17 protein-coding genes, 1 tRNA gene and 1 pseudogene are annotated in these 16,518 nt (G+C 58.1%); 5 read left to right on the top strand and 14 right to left on the bottom strand.

Annotated elements, in window-relative coordinates:
* The first annotated feature begins 2 nt into the window (after positions 1–2).
* From ACFJI2_RS20355 to ACFJI2_RS20345, 3 genes are read left to right on the top strand one after another with little or no spacing between them, the layout of a single operon-like run.
* Positions 3–1,214 carry a sensor histidine kinase gene (locus ACFJI2_RS20355; RefSeq protein ID WP_377701623.1) on the top strand — a complete coding sequence of 404 codons (1,212 nt, stop codon included), beginning with the start codon at positions 3–5 and terminating at the stop codon, positions 1,212–1,214.
* Positions 1,215–1,223: 9 nt separating this feature from the next.
* Positions 1,224–1,976, top strand: a complete 753-nt coding sequence (locus ACFJI2_RS20350) for a phosphatase PAP2 family protein (RefSeq protein ID WP_377701622.1) — start codon at positions 1,224–1,226, stop codon at positions 1,974–1,976.
* A 19-nt stretch (positions 1,977–1,995) separates the two neighbouring features.
* On the top strand, positions 1,996–2,592 hold the full coding sequence (locus ACFJI2_RS20345; RefSeq protein WP_377701621.1) for a hypothetical protein: 597 nt from the start codon (positions 1,996–1,998) through the stop codon (positions 2,590–2,592).
* A 28-nt stretch (positions 2,593–2,620) separates the two neighbouring features.
* Here the strand turns inward: ACFJI2_RS20345 and ACFJI2_RS20340 are convergent, their stop codons facing one another.
* On the bottom strand, positions 2,621–2,980 hold the full coding sequence (locus tag ACFJI2_RS20340) for an outer membrane beta-barrel protein (protein ID WP_377705876.1): 360 nt from the start codon (positions 2,978–2,980) through the stop codon (positions 2,621–2,623).
* Positions 2,981–3,068: 88 nt separating this feature from the next.
* Between ACFJI2_RS20340 and ACFJI2_RS20335 the strand changes: the two genes are divergently transcribed.
* Positions 3,069–4,177 (top strand): IS3 family transposase gene (locus tag ACFJI2_RS20335; protein WP_377701620.1). Its coding sequence is split into 2 segments (ribosomal slippage): positions 3,069–3,321 and positions 3,321–4,177, totalling 1,110 coding nucleotides; the frame shifts between segments, so codons are not numbered across the junction.
* Between the two features lie 172 nt (positions 4,178–4,349).
* Here ACFJI2_RS20335 and ACFJI2_RS20330 read toward each other — a convergent pair.
* From ACFJI2_RS20330 to ACFJI2_RS20290, 9 genes and pseudogenes are all read right to left on the bottom strand, one after another.
* Positions 4,350–4,784 carry a hypothetical protein gene (locus ACFJI2_RS20330; protein WP_377701619.1) on the bottom strand — a complete coding sequence of 145 codons (435 nt, stop codon included), beginning with the start codon at positions 4,782–4,784 and terminating at the stop codon, positions 4,350–4,352.
* A complete protein-coding gene (locus tag ACFJI2_RS20325) occupies positions 4,784–7,210 on the bottom strand; it encodes a hypothetical protein (protein ID WP_377701617.1) in 2,427 nt (808 codons plus the stop codon). Before ACFJI2_RS20325 ends, ACFJI2_RS20330 begins: the two co-directional genes overlap by 1 nt.
* The gene (locus tag ACFJI2_RS20320; protein WP_377701616.1) at positions 7,188–8,735 is read right to left on the bottom strand and encodes a hypothetical protein; all 1,548 of its coding nucleotides are present in this window, start codon (positions 8,733–8,735) and stop codon (positions 7,188–7,190) included. The genes ACFJI2_RS20325 and ACFJI2_RS20320 overlap by 23 nt, the downstream gene beginning before the upstream one ends.
* Positions 8,736–8,746: 11 nt before the next feature.
* Positions 8,747–10,057 (bottom strand): hypothetical protein, encoded by a 1,311-nt coding sequence (locus ACFJI2_RS20315; RefSeq protein WP_377701615.1) that lies wholly within the window; start codon positions 10,055–10,057, stop codon positions 8,747–8,749.
* Between the two features lie 142 nt (positions 10,058–10,199).
* A pseudogene (locus ACFJI2_RS20310) lies at positions 10,200–10,355 on the bottom strand (aldo/keto reductase); the annotation flags it as partial.
* Between the two features lie 9 nt (positions 10,356–10,364).
* Positions 10,365–11,408, bottom strand: a complete 1,044-nt coding sequence (locus ACFJI2_RS20305; protein ID WP_377701614.1) for a quinone-dependent dihydroorotate dehydrogenase — start codon at positions 11,406–11,408, stop codon at positions 10,365–10,367.
* A 32-nt stretch (positions 11,409–11,440) separates the two neighbouring features.
* On the bottom strand, positions 11,441–12,169 hold the full coding sequence (locus ACFJI2_RS20300) for an arginyltransferase (protein WP_107873279.1): 729 nt from the start codon (positions 12,167–12,169) through the stop codon (positions 11,441–11,443).
* A 68-nt stretch (positions 12,170–12,237) separates the two neighbouring features.
* Positions 12,238–12,975 (bottom strand): leucyl/phenylalanyl-tRNA--protein transferase, encoded by a 738-nt coding sequence (gene aat / locus ACFJI2_RS20295; protein WP_377701613.1) that lies wholly within the window; start codon positions 12,973–12,975, stop codon positions 12,238–12,240.
* Positions 12,972–13,547 (bottom strand): NUDIX hydrolase, encoded by a 576-nt coding sequence (locus ACFJI2_RS20290; protein ID WP_377701612.1) that lies wholly within the window; start codon positions 13,545–13,547, stop codon positions 12,972–12,974. Before ACFJI2_RS20290 ends, aat begins: the two co-directional genes overlap by 4 nt.
* Before the next feature lie 186 nt (positions 13,548–13,733).
* Here ACFJI2_RS20290 and ACFJI2_RS20285 point away from each other — a divergent pair.
* Positions 13,734–13,810: transfer RNA gene (locus tag ACFJI2_RS20285), tRNA-Met, on the top strand.
* A gap of 55 nt (positions 13,811–13,865) precedes the next feature.
* On the opposite strand, the gene ACFJI2_RS20280 is transcribed toward ACFJI2_RS20285, so the two are convergent.
* The 4 genes from ACFJI2_RS20280 to ACFJI2_RS20265 all read right to left on the bottom strand — a co-directional run bounded on the left by ACFJI2_RS20280 (position 13,866) and on the right by ACFJI2_RS20265 (position 16,488).
* Positions 13,866–14,003, bottom strand: a complete 138-nt coding sequence (locus tag ACFJI2_RS20280) for a hypothetical protein (RefSeq protein ID WP_377701611.1) — start codon at positions 14,001–14,003, stop codon at positions 13,866–13,868.
* A gap of 22 nt (positions 14,004–14,025) precedes the next feature.
* Positions 14,026–14,472: a hypothetical protein gene (locus tag ACFJI2_RS20275; protein ID WP_377701610.1), complete on the bottom strand. Its 447-nt coding sequence runs from the start codon at positions 14,470–14,472 to the stop codon at positions 14,026–14,028.
* Positions 14,473–14,536: 64 nt separating this feature from the next.
* Positions 14,537–15,553, bottom strand: coding sequence for a MerR family transcriptional regulator (locus tag ACFJI2_RS20270; RefSeq protein WP_377701608.1), 1,017 nt, complete (start codon positions 15,551–15,553; stop codon positions 14,537–14,539).
* Complete coding sequence (locus tag ACFJI2_RS20265) at positions 15,550–16,488, bottom strand: class I SAM-dependent methyltransferase (RefSeq protein WP_377701607.1); 939 nt, start codon at positions 16,486–16,488, stop codon at positions 15,550–15,552. The genes ACFJI2_RS20270 and ACFJI2_RS20265 overlap by 4 nt, the downstream gene beginning before the upstream one ends.
* Positions 16,489–16,518: the final 30 nt, after the last annotated feature.

Raw genomic sequence — 16,518 nt, 5'->3', positions numbered from 1 at the left:
CAATGACTTCGCTTCGTCGACGCATTACTGCCGCATACACACTGTACGCGCTCGGCTTCGTCATTTTTTTTGCCCTGGTCACCATCTTCGCAGTGGAGGGCATAGAAGGTCATCTTGTCGACGCGCGGTTGCGGCAAGCAGCTCTCTGGGCGGTTCCCCGCCACGCAGCCGGGCTGCCGATCGAGATGCCGGCCGGAATCAGCTTTCATCATGGCCGCGACATTCCGCACGCGCTGCGGGGCTTCCCGGATGGCGTCCACGACCTGCACATCGAAGGGCAGGGCCTGCATGTCCTTGCGGGAAGCGATCATGGGCGACCCTATGTGGTGGTTGACCACCAAAGCGACTACGACAAGGTCGAGCTGGTGGTTTACTCCATGCTCGGAAGCTGCTTGCTCGGCTTCCTGCTTTTCTCATATTTCCTTGCCGGCCACGTAGCACGCCGCGTCATTGACCCGCTTACCGCATTGTCCGCTGCTGTCGCGTCTGGCAACCAGCTCCCCAACATCCCCGATCCGAGTGAACTGGCCGCACTTGCCAAAGCGTTTGACGAACGTACCGATTCGTTGCGCCGCGCGCTGGAACGGGAGCGCTATTTTGCCGGCGACGTCAGCCACGAATTACGTACGCCGCTGACGATCATCCTGGGCGCGGTCGAGGTGCTGCAGGCACGCCACAGCTGCGACATCGACGCGGCGCCACTAGGCCGAATTTACCGTGCCGCAGTCGAGGGGAGCGAACTGGTGCAAGTCCTGCTGTTGTTGGCGCGCGCCCCCGCATCCGACAACTGGGCCCCGGTGGAGCTGGACGCAGTGGTGTCCAGAGAAGTCGAACGCCACACAGTGCTGGCATCGCAGAAGAAGATACGCCTGCATCAGGACGGAACGCTGCCCATGGTTGTCCATGCCCCGGTAGAACTGTGCAGTGCAGCCATAGGTAACTTGATACGGAATGCTTGTATGTACACCGAAGCAGGAGAGGTTGCTGTGCGGATGGAGCAAGGGCAGATCGTGGTGGAGGACACCGGGGGCGGCCTGCCTGACGCGGTTATTGCTGCTATCGAAAGCCGGACGCCGCTGCCCTCCGCCGGATCCGCCGGAACTGGCCTGGGGCTGAGCCTGACGATGCGCATTTGCGACCATCTCGGGGCGCGACTAGGTTACGAGGCTACGGCCAGCGGCAGCCGGTTCACTATCGCATTCGCAGCGGCTTAAGGACAAATCATGTACACCATATTCTCCCCCCAATTCCTCTCGCCGCGCGCCCGGTTCGCCTCAGTGGTGGCCATGGCCGTCTCCGGTCTGATACTGCTGTGGCTGGGGAATTTCACCAATCTCGACTTGCGCTTGGCAGAAGCCATGTTTGACGAGCGCACGCACAGCTTTCCTTGGCAACACGCTTGGCTGACCGAGCGCTTCGGTCATGAGATTGCCAAGCGCGTCCTCATCGGCCTGGCCTTGGTTCCCATCGTAATTTGCGTCGGCGACTTCGTGATGCGCCGTCCGCTGCTTACGCCGTGGTGGCGCCTGCGCTGCCAGGTCATTGCCGCCTGCGCGGTACTCATTCCTACCATTACTTCCTTGCTCAAACAGGCCAGTTCTTCGCACTGTCCGTGGGACCTGCGGCGCTTCGGCGGCAGCGAGACCTACTACCGGCTACTGGACCATGTGCCTGCTTGGGTTGATGCCGGCAAGTGCCTTCCGGGCGGACATGCGTCAAGTGCGCTGTGGTTGATCGGGCTGACGGTGCTCTGGCTGCCGCACAGGCCGAAGGCGGCGCTGCTCGTGGCGGCAGGGCTGCTAGTGCCGGGGCTGGCACTTGGTTGGATGCAGCAGATGCGCGGCGCGCATTTTCTGAGCCATAATCTGTGGTCGGCCTGGATCGCATGCGCAGTACTAATTGCCGTGCTCGAATTTGTGCAGTGGTATGTATCGAGGCAGTCCGGGGGAACTGAGGCGCGCAAAGTCGCCATCTAGCTAGAAAAGGGAACCATCAATGCCCGACAGCGACATCATTCATGACCCGCATGCGATGGTGCTGCGGGCAAGCGAACTCCTAGCGCAGAGTACTTTTCTGTTGGAGCACGTCATTCGCATTGCGACCGAAGGAACGGCCGTGGCGAAGCAGGTCGCCGGATCGATCAAGTGCCTTGCGGAGCGCCCGCACAATCAACTTGCGTCGTCAGGCGGCCGCCTGCTGTACGGCGCGCGGCTGTTTTTTGCAAGCTTGAAAGCGGGTACTGCGGCTAAGCAGGCGGCCCGTGCCGCGCTCGACGTTCGAGAACTCATAGGAGGTGCTGATGTGTCACCCATTCATGCACTGCAGTCCCGTCGCGCTTCAGCGTTGACCCTGCACATGGCGCAGGATCTCCTTAGCCAACTTAGCGAGGCTGCGAGGCTGCAAGCACCGGCATGGCAAATGGACAGAAATGAGGCCGACGCGATTCGGCATGACATCGCCGCTATGGCAGAGGCCGCCAAGCGGAATCGCATGATTGCAAACACGGCAGTCCAGGCCATTGAAGTATTGCTGTCGCAGGCGAGTAATTTCACGCGCGTGGCTAAGGACTCGAAGTGGTCGATATGGAGCTAACCAGGCGCGCCGTCCGCTGACGAAGCCCTCATTCGTAGGTGAAATCGTCCTTGCCCTTCTTGGTCCCGCCGAATGCGTATGACAGGCCGACATAGAGCACTTGGCCGCGCTGGTGGCGGCGGTAGGTGCCGCTGAATCCCGGCGTCTCATAGACGCGGAGCATGCGCTGGCTGTTGAACAGGTCGGACACCGTGGCCACCAGCGTCAACTGCTCGTCGAACTGCCGGCGGTAGCCCAGATTGGCGACCGTGACTGGCATCAAGTAGCCCTGCGGCGTCAGGCGCTTGCCGCGATAGCTAGCACTGAGCTGCAATCGATCCACGACACTGGCCTGGTAGTCCAGTGTACCCTTGCCGGTGAAGCCGGTGTTGGCGCGCGTGCCTGCTATGCCGGGCGTCTGTGATCTGCCTTGGCAAAACTAGACACTTCCGGACGCGAGTTTTTGGTTAATAATTCCTTAACGGGAGGGCTTGACCATGAAGCGCAAACATTTTCCGGCGGAACAGATTGTATCCGTGTTGAAGCAGGCCGAACTGGGCATGGCGGTTGGGGACATCGTCCGGCAGCTTGGCATTTCCGAGCAGACCTTTTATCGCTGGAAAAAACAGTACGGCGGCATGCAATCGGAAGGCGTGCGAGAACTCAAAATTTTGCAGGACGAGAACGCACGGCTGAAGAAGTTGGTGGCCGAGCTGAGCCTGGACAAGGCGATCCTACAGGACGTCGCGTCAAAAAAGTGGGACGGCCCGCGCTGAAACGAGCGGTGGTGGCATACATCATCGATCACTATGGATTGAAACTGGCGCGGGCCTGTCGACTGGTCAAGCAAGTGCGCAGCACGCAATATCTGTCGAGCAGGAAGGACCCCAAGCTGGCGCTGCGGCAACGCTTGCGGGAGCTGGCCCAAGTGCGCGTGCGTTGGGGCTACAGGCGGTTGCACGTGCTGCTCAAACGCGAGGGCTTCCAGTTGGGCGTCAACCAGACTTACCGCTGGTATTGCTTGGAGCAGTTGCAGTTGCGCGCCTGGCGCAAAAAGCGGCGCAAGAGTGCGGTTGCCCGTCAAGCGCGCATGCAACCCCGTCGGGCAAACGACGCGTGGAGCATGGATTTCGTCGCTGACCAACTCGCCGATGGAACCAAGATACGGCTGCTGACGATCATCGACATCTACAGCCGGGAATCCCTTGCCATCGTGGCCGGGCATCGCCTCCGCGGCGAGGATGTGGTCGCGGCGCTCAATCAGATCATTGCAAAACGCGCGCCGCCTCGGTGCCTGTTTGTCGATAACGGCAGCGAATTCTCGGGGCAGATGCTGGACTTATGGGCTTATCACCACCAGGCCAAGATCGATTTTAGTCGGCCCGGCAAGCCGACCGACAACTGCTACATCGAAACGTTCAACGGATCGCTGCGTGATGAATGCCTCAACGTCCACTGGTTCACCTCCTTGGCTGAGGTTCAGGCTATCGTGGAGGCCTGGCGCGTGGACTACAATGAGATTCGGCCTCACATGGCTCTCAACGACCAAACCCCGACGGTTTTCGCTCGGAGTACGGTTTCTGAAGGGCTTGAAATGGGCCATTAACCGACCAAACCATCGCACCCAAAGTGTCCATCGAACCCAAGCGGATCAAACCGACCAAACCATCGCCCCCAAAGTGTCCATCGAACCCAAGCGGATCAAGAAGGTATTTTGAACGGCTCGCGGGTGTCTAGCAGAGTCGTGGCGATTCAGTCATTCCAGACTTACCCAACCGTTACGTTTTCGACGCGGAGTCGATGTCGATTAATCGGTAGATGTCGCGAGGGAGAATCAAGAGTGCATCTAGCTCGTCAAACTGCTGGGCTCGGACCTTTTCGAGCTCATCCTGGAGAGCCAAATTTTTGGCCTCCAATTCTGCGATCCGCCTTTGTAGCACTGCTCGCGCAGACGTAGCGTATTTTGGTGCGATATCGTGCTGAAGCCGTCTTTGTACATCCCTTGCCTGACTGCAGGCTTCGGTAATTAATTGACGCCCGTTCCAGGATTTTTGGCTGAGCGTTTGACGGGTGAAAGTGTGACCAGTCCTTTTCTTTGAGTGGGCAATGATGTTCACCCAGGTCACGGGAATCCCGGCGTCAGGCATGCGCTCGATCATCTTACAGATCTGCTTCGCCATTTGCTCAGTCAGTAGTTCTTTACGGCCCGCCATTATTCATCCTCTATGTCGTCGTCAGGTTCAATTCGATATCGTTCGTCTCGTAGACCAAGAGTAGCAGGCGCGAAGGCGGGGAATTTTTCGACGAGGGCTTTCTCGTCTTCGAACACTTTGTCTCGGCCGCCATGAGTATCTAGCGCCATCTCCAGCCCCGGTGCTGCGTGGTGCTTGGGATTTCGATACTTCATCAGTGCGCCGGAGGTGACGGTGTCATCATCGAGTAAGCGTAAGTAACCGCGCGCCACGAATGCTTCCTCTAATCGTGTGCGTAGTAGTTTGTCCTTGATCGTGTCTTTGATTTCATGGAACTCGCTGATCAAGTGGTCTGCCAATTGATCAGGACTTAAGCCCTCTCGAATAAGGGTCAAAAGATGTTCCTCGAATGTGTCAGGACAGTCTGCGATTCCCTGATTATAGGCCGCCACCAAAGTCTCTAGTTGACGCATAATGCTAGTGGCCAGCAGCAACTCATCCTTTCGGATTTCGTTATTCGTTGGAAGGTGGCCTTTGACGCAAACGTTTTCATTGCAGGTCAAGCATCGTTTATATCGCCTGCAGGGCGTTTCGTGGTGTTGGTGTAGGCATACGCCGTAAATGCTCGGATAGACTATGATGATCTGTTCGCTGGTTCTTGCAATCGGGCGATCCTCCACAGCGTCCATCACTCGCTGTAGGCTTGTAACGCTAATGCCGGCGTCGTGCACAACGACAATGTCCGTCTTAAGTCCGTAGGTTTCCTCAAGTTTGCTTGCAAGCGCGAGGCCGCTCGACAGGTCGCTCAATTCTGCGATATCAGGCATTCGCGAGAAGGCTGCACGCTCCTCATCAGTTCTGAAATCGTAGGCCTTTAATTGTGCGAGTGACGATCGGTTTGCCCATTTATTGATGAGCACATCGGATAAATTTTCGCCGTATCGCAGAGCCATGGTGGTAAGCCAACGGCGTGGATCATGGGTATCCATTTCGGCAATCTGTATCCGGCCATCAATGGGAATTGTAATCCCCAATTTCTGAAACAGGGTCGGCGCGGTGCTATGGTTGTTGTTGACCTTTCGCTTTTTTAGCCGACCGCGAATGAGACTGGAATTGAGCGCGTAAGGTAGGTACGGCACATCTTCGCGGTCAAAAAGGAAAAGCATCTTGGCTAAATCGCCCTCGTAGTGATTCTCGTGGCAGACCTTTCGACAGGCCTCCATGGCCACCTGAACGCGTTGGAGCAAAAACCTTTCGACATCCGCCCAAGGCAAAAAATCTATTCTATGTCGAGAATTAACCGTCCCAGCTGCCGTAATGGTTTCTGGATTGGCCCCCTTGAAACTGACAAGCTTTAAAGCTTTGAATACGTTTCCGACAGCAGACTCCGTTCCGTTTCGGAGGGTCGTCTTGAAATACATAATTTTCGCCAAATTGCTCCGGCATAGCGCGTCCCCGCGCAGATGTTCGAACTCCGGAGGAAGATAAAGCGCGTTGGGGTTTTCTTGATACCATTCGATAAGCATCCGTGATCGGCTACCATTTTCCTTGATAATCGCTTCAGTGTAATTGAACGCGTCGATCATAAAGTTGAGAATAGGCTTAGCGCTCCACTGCGCGCCTTTGCTGCCCTTCATCGTCACCAATAGCATTTTGTGCGCTTGATATAAGGCGTCTTCGACGGTCAACGATCCTTGTGCATAATCACTAGCCGTCACAACATCGTCAATACTTGAACAAAGCACTTCGTTAATGCGCGATGGGGCACATAATTTCCTAGTCATGGCACAGATCGCCACTTTATCCAACGCATCTAAACGGGAGTCATTTTCAATAAGAGCATTTAATGCTTCATTCAGGGCTTCGATCTTTCGGTTCAACACTTCAGAAGACTTTTCTCTCGCCGCTGCGTATACCTTTCCCAAGGCCCGCAGCTCACTGCTAAGTTCCGAGCGCACATAATATCCAAGTCGGGGTATTACATCTTTGTCTGCCAGCAAATTCAGCTGAAAAGATAGCCTTACAAGGTGAGTATGAAGTCTGCCCGACGAGTACGGGTAGGCTCTGCAGTGAATAAGCGCGTGTTCTTCCACAGATCTAAGGTCCGACGAAGTTAAATCAAAGATCGTTTGACAATGTGTTTGAGCCAGGCGGCGAAACGCACTGATCGGTTGTGCCAAAGTTTTTGGTTTACCTGCGATTGCCATTTCGGCGACTAGACAGCGCATGACCTCGCAAAAGCTTCTGTCCTTCTCGATGAAGTCGATTGTTTGAGGGGGGAAATGCCAATCAGCCTGTTGGCTCTGATGCTGCGTTCGGATTAGCCATGTGTCTGCATCAAAGTCTACTTTAGGAAAACGTAAAGCCATGCGCCGTCGGCATTCGTGGATCCACAGATCCAATGCCTTCCGATGCCTGAGTGTGTTAATCTCTATTGCCGCATCCATGGCGGTCTCCGGATACTATGTTTTCTTTGTAACGGTCGGCGGCGTTCATGATAATAATTATCTGATATTTTGCAGTCAATGCCCGCTCAGTTAGATGTTGGAAGGGCCTTCCTCGTCGACTGCAATCGTTGATTTCCTGTTGAACGATATCAAGGTTGATGCTGTGATCAGCGTCCCAACACGGAATAAATCGACTGCATCCATAGCAGCTGATAGGAGCATATTCGCACTGGATCTGTTTTCCACATTCACCTGTCAGCTCAACGTTGCCCGTTCGCAAATTTTCGGATCTGACTGCCTGTTCAGGGAGCACCGGATCAAGTTTTGATCGAAAGTTTTCGAATACAGGTAGGTGATTTTCGAAGGCCGGCTGCATTGCATCACTCAGTACATCAATTAGTCCATGAAAAGCGATATCGACGTAAGCCCTGCAGACGTTATCCGTCGCATGTTTTAAAACCGCCTGGATTGTTTTTGATGAGGCGCCAGTGTGTGCGAGTTGAGTGCCGATCGTATGTCGCAGAACGTTTGCGCTGAGGGTTCCCGTCTTCTTTAGAAGTACTCTCCGGATTTGAGTGGGGTATGCACCAGTGAATCCTACCTGGTCTTCTAGCATCCCAAAATTCTCGTTAGCGTAAACGTGTACCCATTTTGAGCGATTGTTATGTAAGCGCCGCGCTGGGAACAAGCTCAGTTTACTGATATCGTCGTAATGAACGAGATGGCCGTACTTCTGAACCACATTCTGCCTCTGTTTCTGCAGTAACAAGCCAACTGGCTCGTTGATGCGATAACAGATTTTTTCGGGGCGTGCAACCCTAGATTTGGTAGGCAGTATGTAGAGAAAATACCCCCCGGATTTTGCGTCATAGACAAGATCGGATAATCGGATCTGGCGATAGCTCTCCGGCCTGCAAAATACCGCAAATGCTAAGTTCGCGAACGCAAAGTGCCCAATGTCTAGTTGTCCGGATTCGTAGGCCTGTTCACATCGGCTTAAGATGTTCACACAAGTTGCGCGGCTCAAGGCCTTGGCTAGGATCCGATCAATTTGCTGACCGTACACCCCTTTCTTCGGCCTCCTTTGAGGGAAATCTCTGGCTTGAATCTGTGAACTCCATAGGGGGGAGTGTGGTGAAAGATAAAACGCACGCCGTAGGCAATAGAGTTGCATTTCCTTAAGGCTATCTTTTATCGCTCCAACTGCTAGGAGAAACGATTCGTCTACGATGTCGATCTTCTGGTAAAAGAGATTTTGCTTATAAATGTTTGAGAGCAAATACTTAAGTTGTCTACTATAGTTTGCGATGGTATTAATACTTACGACGGTTCGCCATTCAATGACCAAATTTCTAAGATGGAAAAGGAAGTTGTCGGTGCAGCCTCGTGATAACTCAGAGAACGCGATTTTCACGGTGACTTTGTGCCGCACATTTTCAGCCCCGTCTTCCTCCGTCAGCGTGAAGTCATATGGATCATCGTCATCCCATTCCGCCAGGCTATTTCCGACCGTTTTGTAGCCCATGGTTCACCTCGCTAAACTCCAGCTCGCTTTGCGCGCAAGGTGGACATCAGATTTTCGTTAAAATCGCGAAGTGTAGCACTAGCTTGATCACTGAACGCTCGTGCGGCATAACGTTCAGGCTGCCTACTATTCATGGTCCAACCGTATCGGAACTTCATGCTATCCAGCGTCCGCTCGTCCGTCCCCTTCAGTTCAAGGAACATGCTTGCCGATGAATGACGTAATACGTAGCTATAGAAATCGTACTGCTTCTGATTGGTGAAGTATGGATCGCTTCCGACATCCAAGAGACCCAGTTCCGCCAAGCGCTTGCCTAGAGAGTTGAAGAGCTTAGTAATGCTGGCTCGATGCTTAATAGGCTCACCTTTTTCATTCAAGAATAAAAAACCGCCGCTGCGATTTTTTAGATGCTTAGATAGCATAGCGGCACGCTCGACGTTGATGTAAGTTTGAATTGCCTCGACGGTGAATGGCCATAACTCAATCATTGTTTCGCTTGCACTGTTCATCAACGTGCTTGCACCGAGTTTTAATACAGGCGTGTTCGACGTTGTGCGGGCGCGTACGTCCCGGTGGTCGATGATTGCAAGATGCCTAGAAGCTGGTTTGAAATCGGCTCTTCCAATGTTTCCAATGGTGCCTGGACGAAGGCCCTCACATGCCAATAGCACCATGGCGCGATCCCTGTGTAAGTTGCGAGAGACCTTGCCCTCAGTATTTCGAAACAATTGCTCCGGCCGCAGAAATACTTCTTTTATGATCGCGAGGAATTTGTCTGAAGGTAGGCTTTTGATGTCGTGATGGTGGCCTTGTTTAGTGCCTGCAATCGTATTCCGTAACTGCAACGTAGCTCTATCGTAGTCTTGACGAAGTTGTTGCCGCTGACTGCTTGAGTGAATGCTCGGTTCAAGGAAAACTTCACGAAAAAACTGAAGGAAGCTTGCAATGTGAGTCAATCGCTTCTCTGCGGTGTTCGGCTCCACAGCACATCGCTGCTGATGTGGAGCCTTACCGGAGTTAGCGCTTGTGAGCAATCTGACCTTTTTGTTGGACAGCGCTTCGATCTCGGGAAGTGGTCGGAAGCATAAGCCGGCAAGTTGTCGAACCTGTTCGTACTGCAGGCATTTGTCGTCAATGGCGAGACGTGCGAGGTCTATTCGGTTAGCGCAACAGAATCGGTAAAAAATCCTGAGTGACTGTGCAACTAGTTCGCGCGTGTGCGGATTGCTGAAGCGGTCGGCTAGGAACTTGCTAAGCGGATAGATAATCCTGCCATCTTCATGCAACAGGAGGCAACTTCCCCGGGCCAATACCAGCTTCATAAGGCACCATAAATTATTCGACGTGAAACCATTATTGTCCACGTCGAAAAATTTACAAGCCCAAAATCTGCTGGTCCTGAAGTGCCCTATAGATAGAAGAGATTACTAATTTTATTACAAACACCCTATAAAATCGTCATCCCATCTCGGCGGTGTCGATGAAGTTGATGCCGCGTGCGAGCGCGTAATCGAGCTGGCTGTGCGCGTCCGCTTCGGAGTTCTGCTCGCCGAAGGTCATGGTGCCGAGGCAGATCTTGCTGACCTTGACGTCCGTCGTGCCGAGAGTGGTGTATTCCATGCGGCCTCCTTATTTGCGGCGCACTGCGTCCGCGCAGTCGCGCACCAGTGCGGGGCCGGCGTAAATTAGGCCGCTGTACAGCTGCACCAGCTGCGCGCCCGCGTCCATTTTCACCTTGGCGTCCGCGCCGCGCATGATGCCGCCCACGCCGATGATCGGCAGCGCGTCGCCCAGCTCGGCCTTCAGCAAACGGATCACCTGGTTGGACAGCTCGAACACCGGCGCGCCGGACAGGCCGCCGGCTTCGGCGCCGTGCTGCATGCCTTCCACGGCAGTGCGGCTGAGCGTGGTGTTGGTGGCGATGACGCCGTCGATCTTGTGGCGCAGCAGCGCGTCGGCGATGTTCTTGACCTGGTCGCCGTCCATGTCCGGCGCGATCTTCAGGGCCAGCGGCACGTAGCGCTTGTGCTGGTCGGCCAGGCGCTGCTGGGCGTCCTTCAGCTGGGCCAGCAGGTCGTCCAGTTCCGAGCCGCCCTGCAGCTGGCGCAGGTTTTTCGTGTTGGGCGAGGAGATGTTGACCGTCACGTAGCTGGCGTAGGGGTAGACCTTTTCCAGGCAGTGCAGGTAGTCGTCGGCGGCGCGCTCGATCGGGGTGTCGGCGTTCTTGCCGATGTTCAGGCCCAGCACGCCTTCCTTGTTCTGGTAGAAACGCGAGGACTGCACATTGGCCACGAAGGCGTCCACGCCGCCGTTGTTGAAGCCCATGCGGTTGATGATGCCGTGCGCGGCCGGCAGGCGGAACATGCGCGGCTTGGGATTGCCCGGCTGCGCGCGCGGCGTGACGGTGCCCACTTCGATGGAGCCAAAGCCGAGGTCGGCCAGCGCGTCGATATAGGCGCCGTCCTTGTCCAGGCCTGCCGCCAGGCCCACCGGATTCTTGAACAGGATGCCCATCACGGTGCGCGGGTCCGGCTTGGGGGCGCGCACGACGGTGCGGGTCAGGCCCAGCTTGGAGGCCTTCTTGAGCGCGGGCAGCGTGAAGTGGTGGGCGGCTTCCGCGTCCATGGAAAACAGCATGGGGCGGGCGAGGGAGTACAGGAATTTGTCGGACATGGCGGGGGCTGGCTAAAAAAGTAGCCCGTATTCTACCTTGCCATCACGCTCCATTGCCCCTTGATGCGCGCTTCCAGCGGCTGGAAATTGATCTTGTAGGACATTTTCGGGCTGTCGCCGATCCAGTAGCCGAGGTAGACGTAGGGCAGGCCCAGCTCCTGCGCCTGCGTGATCTGCCAGACAATGTTGTAGGTGCCGTAAGAGGCGCCTTCCACGTCCGGATCGAAGAAGGTATAGACCGAGGACAGGCCGTCCGACAGCACGTCGATGATGCTGACCATGCGCAGCGTGCCGTCCGGCTCGCGGAACTCCACCAGGCGCGTGTTGACGCGGCTTTGCAGCAGGAACTGGGCGTACTGGTCGCGGCTGTCCTGGTCCATGCCGCCGCCGGCGTGGCGCGTGCTCTGGTAGCGCAGGTAGAGGTCGTAGTGCTCGTCCGAGAAGGACAGCGTGGCCACTCCCGCCGTCAGCTCGCTGTGGCGGTTCCAGGCGCGGCGCTGGCCGCGCGTGGGCCGGAACTCGCCCGCCACCACGCGCACCGGCACGCAGGCCTGGCAGCCGTCGCAGTACGGGCGGTAGGTGAAGATGCCGCTGCGGCGAAAGCCGTTGCGTACCAGCTCGGAATACACATCGGCATTGATCAGGTGCGACGGCGTGGCCACCTGCGAGCGGGCCTGGCGTTCGTCCAGGTAGCTGCAAGGGTAGGGCGCTGTCGTATAGAACTGCAGCGTTGCGAATGGCAGATCGTTCAGGTGCGTCATGCGCTTCCCGGGGCAGAAAATGGTGTCCGTGTGCATATCATAGCGCAGAAACCGGCGAACTCTGCACGCTAATCGGACGCGCGCGGGTATGGCTGCAACGGGACCCAGCCGCTGATGGCGGGCAGGCCGATATTGGCGCGCAAATGCTGCAGGAACCGCTCGCGCGGGATGGGCGCGGCGCCCAGCGAGGCCAGGTGGCCGGTCTCCTGCTGGCAGTCCACCATGGCCACGCCATTCTGTTTCAGGAAATGCACGAGGTAGGCCAGCGCGATCTTGGAGCCGTCCGTGACGCGCGCGAACATGGACTCGCCGTAGAACATGCGGCCGATGCACACGCCGTAGGCGCCGCCCACCAGTTCGCCGTCCAGCCACAGTTCGGACGAGTGGGCGTAGCCCAGCTGGTGCAAGCCGGTGTAGCCGGCGATGATGTCGTCCGAGATCCAGGTGCCGGGGCCGTCGCGGCGCGGCTCGGCGCAGGCGCGCATCACGTCCTCGAAGGCGGAATCGAAACGCACCTGCCAGCGGCCGCCGTCCGGATCGGCTGCGCTGCGCTGGACTTTCTTGATGGCTTTTTTCAGGCTGTCGGAGACGCGGAAGCGGTCCGTCATCAGCACCATGCGCGGGTCGGTGCTCCACCACAGGATGGGCTGGCCTTCGGAGAACCAGGGGAAGATGCCGCGCTGGTAGGCGGCCAGCAGGCGCGCCGGAGACAGGTCGGCACCGGCGGCCAGCAGGCCGGGCGCGTCGGTGGTCAGCGCCTCGGAGACGTCGGGGAATGGGGTATGGGCATCGAGCCAGGGGATCATACGTCGCTGCGCATGGGTTTCGTGATGTCCTGGGTGTGGAAGCCGTAGCCGCCGCCGCTGGCGCGCATGCGGGCGCGGTCGGCGAAGAACAGTTCCAGCGTGGTGCGGATGGTGGGGAAGGCCAGGTCGTTCCACGGGATCTGCTCTTCCGTGAACATTTGCACGTCCAGGCTTTCCTCGCCGGGCGCGAAGTCGAGGTCGCGCAGCGTGGCCAGGTAGAACATATGCACCTGGTGCACGCGCGCCACGTTCATCAGCGTGAATAGCGGACCCAGTTCGATATGGGCGCCGGCTTCCTCCACGGTTTCGCGCATGGCCGCCTCGGACGTGGTTTCGTTGTTTTCCATGAAACCGGCCGGCAGGGTCCAGTAGCCGTAGCGCGGTTCGATGGCGCGCCTGCACAGCAGTACCTGCAGCTGGCCGTCACGTTCCCAGACCGGGATGGAACCGAGCACCATCTTGGGGTTTTGATAATGGATGGCGGTGCATTGGGTGCAGACGTAGCGCGGGCGGTTGTCGCCGGCAGGGATGGTCAGTTCGACCGGGTGGGCGCATTCGGAACAGAATTTCATGGGAGGCGGTTCTAGTCAGCGGTTTCTCGTCACGGTAGTGCTTACTTTACACCGATTGCGGGCGCCGCGCGTAGCGCGTGCGCAAGCTATGCAGGCTTCGTGCCGGATAAACTCGATCTATCATCGCTGATTTTGGGATTGATATTGCCTAAAGTCTTGAGTTGCCCTATAATACGTTCATACAGACGCGGGGTGGAGCAGTCTGGCAGCTCGTCGGGCTCATAACCCGAAGGTCACAGGTTCAAATCCTGTCCCCGCAACCAGATACAGAAAGCCGTTGAATTCGAAAGAGTTCAACGGCTTTTGCGTTTTTGGTGCTTAGTTTTTCAGGAAGATCAGCGCATACAGCAGGAAAATTGACACAAGCGTGCCGCCGACGGTAATGAATATGCCGAGGCGAAGCGTGAGCTTGCGGCGGTTTTCCGCGCTATCGAGGTATTCCGCAAACCATTTCATGATGTGCTCCCGTACTGCAAAGTTAGCTTACCAGCAGATGCGTCACTGAATAGCTAATGGAGGTGAGTAAGGAACCTATGATCGATATTAGCACCAGCGGCGTTAAGGTGTTTTCTGCCTTACCTGGAACCTTGGCTATTGCATCGGACGTGCCGACGGTGACGAGTACAGATGCGGCCACGATGATCAGCACATGCCAAACTATCGCTATCCATGCAATGGCAGCGCTATGAGTATCTCTTCCGGCTGCAGTATTGCTGAGAAGGCCTGCTGCCTCGTAGCAAGCGGCTGCGCACATTGCAATAACCGGCCAATACAGTTGGCCGTCCTGAACTGACCACCTGATAAGCGTCTTGATCTTTCCCCTATGGGTGCGGCCAGCACCCAGCAAAGGCAACAGCGCAATTGGGGCGAGCAGGGGCACGCCGACATTCAGCAGGAACCAGCCCAGGAATTTGATGAGCTCCATAATCGCGCCTCGCGGGGGATGGGGCGAGCATAGCCGAGTGGGCGGCGCGGCGTTTTGGTGCGGATCAAGCTGCGGGTGGGACGGCGAGGGCGGTGCGCAGGTAGCCGAGCAGGGCGGGCGTCATCCAGGTGCCGGACAGGAGTTCGGGGTGCGCCTCATGCGCGCGGCGGATTTTTTCGCGGGTGGCGGGGGCGGCTCCGGCATGGCGCTGGAACAGCGCAAGCCATTGCCGCGCCAGCGCTTGCGTGCGGCTGTCGTGCGGCGGGGCGCCTGCGGCCATCTGCGCTTGCACCGCTGTGATCAGCGCGAGCCACTCGCCGGTTTGCGCGCCGCTGTGCGTGCGCATGTGGGCCAGTTCGGCGTCGTCCAGATAGTTTGCGTAAAGGGTCAGCTTGAAGGCGCTGAAGGCTTGCGTGACGTATTGCTTCAGTTCGGGCGTGATGCCGCTGTGCTGGCGGGACGACCGGCGCTCGGCCATCATGGCGTTCAGGCGGCGCGCGAACTCCGGGTTGGCGGCGGTATCGCGTTCGAGCATGGCCATCCATTGCCGCGCCAGTGTTTGCGCCGGTTCGCTGTCGGCTGCGGTGCCTTGCGCCATCAGCGCTTGCACGGATGCTACCAGCGCGGCCCATTCACACTGCGCTGCGTTGCCCGCCAGCGGCAGCGCGGCCAGCTCTTCCTTGCTGAAGTACTGCTCGTAGGTGGCCATGCGCTCCAGCGCGGACAGCCAGTCGGCCAGCTCCGGCTGTGCGCCACTGTCCAGCTGCTGCCGCAGCTGCGCCAGTTGGGCGCGGAGCGCGGCGGCCTGCGCGATCTGCCGGTCCAGCGCGGCGATCTGTTGGCTGACGATGTCCGCCAGCGGCGCGCCGGGCTGCGCGAGGAAGCCGGCAACGTCGGCCAGCGGCAAGCCGAAGCGGCGCAGCGCCTGGATCTGGTGCAGGCGCGCCACGTCGGCTGCGCTGTAGAGCCGGTAGCCGGATGCGGCGCGCGCGGACGGCTTGAGGAGGCCAAGGCTGTCGTAGTGGTGCAGCGCGCGCACCGTCAGTCCCGCGCGCTTGGCCAGCTCGCCGACGCGTATCATCGCCTTGCCGCCGCCGGCTTGCCCGCCGTCGCCGTCCCCGCTCCTGCCGCGTGCTCCGTTGGTGTCGCGCCAACTGCTGCGTCGCCGCCTGCCGTGGCGCGGATGATGCCGGTGCTGCCGGCGAGACGCAGGTTGTCACTGCGGCCGCGCAGATAGCGCTGTGTCAGCTCGTCGCGCCCGAAGTGCTCGATCCGGCTGTAGCCCATGCCGAGCAACAGCGCTTCCAGTTCGGCAGGGGCGAAATTGCTCTTCCAGGGCTCGCCGCCCTGGGCCAGGCTGGCCGATATCGCTTCCATGGCGGCGCGCTCGGCAGCCTCCAGCAAGTGCGGAGCGATGACGAAATCGAACACCACGCTGCTGCCCGGCGCGCAGGACGCAATGTAGCTCAGCGTGTGGGCCACGTCTTCCGGCGCGAGATAGAGCGTCACGCCCAGCCAGGTGAAACAGGCGGGCGCCGCGCGGTCGAAGCCCGCTTGCGCGAGGCCGTCCGCCAGCGCGGTGGTCCTGAAGTCGACGGCGGCGTAGCGCACCGCGTCCGGCACGGCGATGCCTGCGGCGGCCAGGCGCGCGCGTTTCCACTGCTGCGTGGCGGGCAGGTCCACTTCGAACACGCGCGCCTGCGGCGTCAGGCTGCCGCGATAGGCCGAGGTGTCCAGCCCCGCGCCCAGGATCACATGCTGCGTTACGCCGCGCTGCTGCGCTTCCTGCCAGGTGTCTTCGGCCAGCCGGCTGCGAATCACAAGGATGGTGCGCAGGGCCGTGGTGAGGGCGTCGTGGAAACGTTCCGGGGTGGCGCGTACTTCGGCTTCCCGTTCGATGCCGATGATGCGCAGGGCCAGCGGATCGTCGAGGATCAGCGGCGCGTCCAGCAACTGATGCGCGGCGCGCAGAGTGGCGACCATCATGGCGCTGGGCTTGGGGCTATCGTCCTGCATGTCGTTCCTTTCGTGGTCATGGAGAGAATA

The sequence above is a fragment of the Pseudoduganella sp. UC29_71 genome, from assembly GCF_042693265.1.
GTDB lineage: Bacteria > Pseudomonadota > Gammaproteobacteria > Burkholderiales > Burkholderiaceae_D > Rugamonas.
The sequence above is the reverse complement of the archived record's forward strand: the minus strand, read 5'-3'. Positions and strand labels throughout refer to the sequence as shown.